This window comes from Burkholderia sp. APQ4-4ca, assembly GCF_057837105.1.
This window is the reverse complement of record NZ_JBYQCG010000005.1, coordinates 2,158-6,555: the sequence shown is the minus strand read 5'-3', so window position 1 is coordinate 6,555 and position 4,398 is coordinate 2,158. Positions and strand designations below refer to the sequence as shown.

Genomic DNA, 4,398 nt, shown 5'->3' with positions numbered 1-4,398 from the left:
CGACCGCGGATACGACTCCGAGCGACATCGAAAAGCGTTGCGCAATCGTGGTATCGAACCGGTGATTGCCAAGCGTCGTACCGAACACGGCAGCGGCCTTGGAAAATATCGCTGGGTCGTTGAACGCACGCATGCTTGGCTGCATCACTTCCGTCGCCTCCGTATTCGTTTCGAACGCCGTGCCGATATTCACGGCGCGTTCCTCAAACTCGGTTGCTGCCTGATCTGCTGGAATACGCTCCGACGCGCCGAGCAGTCTTTATGAAACCGTCTCTAAATAAGGATTGCAAATGGATAGCTTCCAGAGGGAAATTCCGAAGAGCCGTGTCTCGATCACGCTGGATTTGCATACGGGCGGGGCCCAGAAGAAGGTCGAGCTGCCGTTGAAGCTGCTCGTTGCCGGCGACTTCAGCGCGGGCCGCGAACAGGCGCCCCTGGCCGAGCGCAAGAAGGTCAATATCGACAAGAACAACTTCGACGCGGTCCTGGCCGACCATGCACCGGATCTCGAGATTGCCGCGGAGAACACCCTGGCCGGCGACGGCTCCGAACTGCCGGTGAATCTTTCGTTTCGCTCGATGAAGGATTTCGAGCCCGAGCAGGTTGCTCGCCAGATTCCCGAACTGCAAGCGATGCTGGCGATGCGAAATCTGCTGCGCGACCTCAAGTCGAATCTGCTCGACAACGGCATGTTCCGTCGCGAGTTCGAGAAGATCCTGAAGGACAAGCGCCTGTCCGACAAGCTGCGCGGCGAACTGGGACAAATCGCCACCGCCACCCTGCAACAGGAAGGCCATGCGTGAGCGCGGCCGGCCCAAGACGGCCGTCACCGCCTCCCGCAACCACGCAGCCATACCAAACGTGACTGAGAGAAACATGAACCAGAATGAATCGCGCCAGGGCGCCACGGAAACCATCGCGCTCGACAACGACAGCGTCTACGCCGCGCTGTGCAACAAGATCAACCTGAAGCCGGTCGCCGAGGCTCGGCCGCTCGAAGCGTTTCGCGACAACGACGCATTGTCGGAAGCATCGGCCGACGAACGGGTCGCACGCGGCATGGACGCGCTGCTCAACCTGATCGCGAAGGAAAGCAAGCCGGTCGATCGACTCGACAAGTCGCTGCTCGATTTCTACATCGGGCAGCTTGACCGGCAGATCAGCCGCCAGCTCGACGCGGTCATGCATGCGCCGGATTTCCAGGCGCTCGAAGGTCGCTGGCGCGGGCTGAAGATGCTCGTGTCGCGCACGGACTTTCGCAAGAACGCCCGCATCGAGGTGCTGGATGTATCGAAGGATGCGCTGCAGCGCGACTTCGAAGATTCGCCGGAACTGATCCAGAGCGGCCTGTATCGTCTCACGTATATCGAGGAGTACGACACGCCGGGCGGCCAGCCGATCAGTGCAATGATCAGCGATTTCGAATTCGCGAACTCGCCGATTGATGTCGCGCTGCTGCGCAATATTTCGAAGGTTGCGGCTGCCGCGCATATGCCGTTCATCGGCTCGGTGGGCGCAGCATTCTTCGGCAAGAAGTCGATGGAAGAAGTGGCATCCATCCAGGATATCGGCAACTACTTCGATCGTGCCGAGTACATCAAGTGGAAGAGTTTCCGCGACACCGACGATGCACGTTACGTCGGCCTGACGATGCCCCGCGTGCTCGGCCGTTTGCCGTATGGAAAGGACACGACGCCGGTGCGTGCGTTCAACTACGAAGAAGCGGTGAAGGGCCAGGACCACGACAAGTATCTGTGGGTCAACGCGTCGTTCGCGTTCGCGGCCAACATGGTGCGCAGCTTCGTCAGCAATGGCTGGTGCGTGCAGATTCGCGGCCCACAGGCGGGCGGCAAGGTGGAAGACCTGCCGGTTCACCTGTATGACCTCGGCACCGGCGTGCAGCCGAAGATTCCGACCGAAGTGCTGATCCCGGAAACACGCGAGTTCGAGTTCGCGAATCTCGGCTTCATTCCGCTGTCGTTCTACAAGAATCACGACTTCGCATGCTTCTTCTCGGCCAGCTCGACGCAAAAGCCGGCGCTGTACGAGACGAAGGAGGCGACGGCCAATAGCCGTATCAATGCGCGCTTGCCGTACATCTTCCTGCTGTCGCGCATCGCGCACTACCTGAAGCTGATTCAGCGCGAGAACATCGGCACGACCAAGGATCGGCGTCTGCTCGAGCTCGAGCTGAACAACTGGATCAAGGGGCTCGTGACCGAGATGAAGGATCCGGGCGACGAACTGCAGGCGTCGCACCCGCTGCGCGAGGCGAAGGTGACGGTCGAGGACATCGACGACAACCCGGGCTTCTTCCGCATCAAGCTGTTCATCATCCCGCACTTCCAGGTCGAGGGCATGGACATCGGGCTGTCGCTCGTGTCGCAGATGCCGAAGGCCAAGGGCTGATCCGCCGTTTCATGCATGACCCGTCGGGACGCTGATGGCTGTCCCGGCGGCGCCGTTGTGTTCGTGCACCTGAGAGAAAATCCATGTCGATGATCCTGCCGTCGCAGGCTTATGAATTGAAGCTGGCGCCTCATCCGGCGCCGACGTCCGTGCTGCGGTTTACGGGCCGGGACGCCGTGAGCGAGCTGTACCGCTACGACGTCGAATTCACGAGCCCGATGGCCGGTATCCCGATGGATCAAGTTATTGGCCGTCCTGCAAAATTCATCGTCGCGCCGGTCGATCCGAATTTCGACTACCTGCGCAGGATGTTTGGCGAGAACGCCGGCCAATTCAGCACGATGGCGCCGGCGTATACGATCCACGGCGTCATCACGCAGTTCGACGAGTTCGGCAGTTCGGCCGATCAGACCCACTATCGCGTGCGGCTCGAGCCGAAGCTCGCAGACTTGAACCGGGGTGTCACGAGCAGGTTGTTCCAGAAGCAGTCCGTCGAGGAGATCGTGACCGACACGCTGCGTCATTACGGCTACCGGGCCGGGGTCGATTTCCTGTTTCAGTTGCGCGGCGAATACAAGCGGCGCGAGTACGTTACCCAATATCACGAAACGACATTCGCCTTCATTCAGCGCCTTTGCGCGGAAGAAGGACTCTGGTTCCGCTGGGAGCAGAAGAAGGATCACGCCGTGATCGTGTTTGGCGATGATCTGGATGCTTACGCGCGGAAGCAACGCACCGTGTCGTACCGGAGAGACTCGGGGCTCGAAAGTTCCGGCGCGGACGCGATCAAAACGCTCGAGAAGCGGACCCGGCGCGTGCCCGAAGCCGTGCGTTTGCATGACTATAATCATCGGCAGGCCGGTGTGTCGCTGCTGGTCGAGGAAAACGCCGCGCGCGACGACACGACGACGAGCGGTGTTGATTACCGCTGGGGTGAGCATTACGAGACGCCGGAAGAGGGTAAGAGCGTGGCCCGCCGACGCCACGACGCGCATCTCGCCGCGCAGATCACGTTCAAGGGCACCGGTAATCCGTTCTGGCTCGAAGCCGGTGAAGTCATGCGGATCGAGCCGAACCCGGCCGACGCGAAGCATGGGGTCTTCGTTACTGCTGTGGAGTCGCAGGGTGGCCGCGATCAGTCGTATTGGATGACGTTCGAGGGGATTCCGTCCGGTCGTGTGTGGCGCACGTCCATCGATGCGATCAAGCGACCGGCGATCGACGGGATTCTGCCCGCGCGCATTACCTCTCCCGGGGATTACAAGTACGCGTATCTGACCGAACAGGGCTGGTATGTGATCAAGCTGCCGTTCGATCTCGATGAGTGGAGTCCGGGTGGGACAAGCCGGCCGGTGCGGTTTGCGAAGCCGTATAGCGGTGATGACTATGGGCATCATTTTCCGCTGATCGATGGGGCGGAGGTGGCCGTTGTTTTCACGCAAGGTCATCCGGATCGGCCGGTGATTATCGGGGCGATGCATGACAGCCTGCATCCGGATCTCGTCACCAGTCGGAACCATACCCGGAATCTGATCCGCACCGCCGCGCGGAATGAAATGCGGATGGAGGATAAGGAGGGTGTCGAGCATATTCATCTGACGACACCGTTTCAGACCAGTGAGCTCAACCTTGGGCACATGGTCGATGGTGAGTGCAAGGAGCGCGGACAGGGCGCGGAGTTGCGCACCGACGGCCCGGCGGCGATTCGGGGATCGAAGGGCGTGTTGGTTAGCGCGGAAGGACAGCCGAACGCCGCAGGCCCGCAGCTCGCGATGCAGGACGCCGACGCGACGCTTGAGCAGGCCGAACAGATCCTGAGTGCACTCAACGACTCGGCGAACGCGGCAAAGGCGCTACAGGCCGACATCGATCAACAGCGCGTGTTGATCCAGCAAACGCTCCAACGGCTTCAGAAGCCGGTCCTCGTCGCAACCGCTCCCGACGGCGTCGGGCTCGTCAGCGGGCAGCAGATGCAGCTTGCCGCCCGCA

The 4,398-nt window shown here is 61.0% G+C and carries 4 protein-coding genes; all 4 read left to right on the top strand.

The genetic code is table 11. The features are described from left to right. Positions 1-265: transposase (locus AC3IFE_RS00645; protein ID WP_489189268.1), on the top strand; the 265-nt coding region annotated here is incomplete at its 5' end. Positions 266-290: 25 nt separating this feature from the next. After that, positions 291-803, top strand: a complete 513-nt coding sequence (gene tssB, locus AC3IFE_RS00640; protein WP_124699970.1) for a type VI secretion system contractile sheath small subunit — start codon at positions 291-293, stop codon at positions 801-803. 73 nt (positions 804-876) lie between these two features. Beyond that, positions 877-2,409: a type VI secretion system contractile sheath large subunit gene (tssC, locus tag AC3IFE_RS00635; protein ID WP_089468908.1), complete on the top strand. Its 1,533-nt coding sequence runs from the start codon at positions 877-879 to the stop codon at positions 2,407-2,409. 83 nt (positions 2,410-2,492) lie between these two features. Further along, on the top strand, positions 2,493-4,398 hold a 1,906-nt coding region (locus tag AC3IFE_RS00630; RefSeq protein ID WP_489189267.1), incomplete at its 3' end, for a type VI secretion system Vgr family protein.

Excerpts from the sequence above, each read along its gene's own strand:
- tssB (WP_124699970.1), top strand. The coding sequence starts at position 291 with ATGGATAGCTTCCAGAGGGAAATTCCGAAGAGCCGTGTCTCGATCACG.
- tssC (WP_089468908.1), top strand. The coding sequence starts at position 877 with ATGAACCAGAATGAATCGCGCCAGGGCGCCACGGAAACCATCGCGCTC.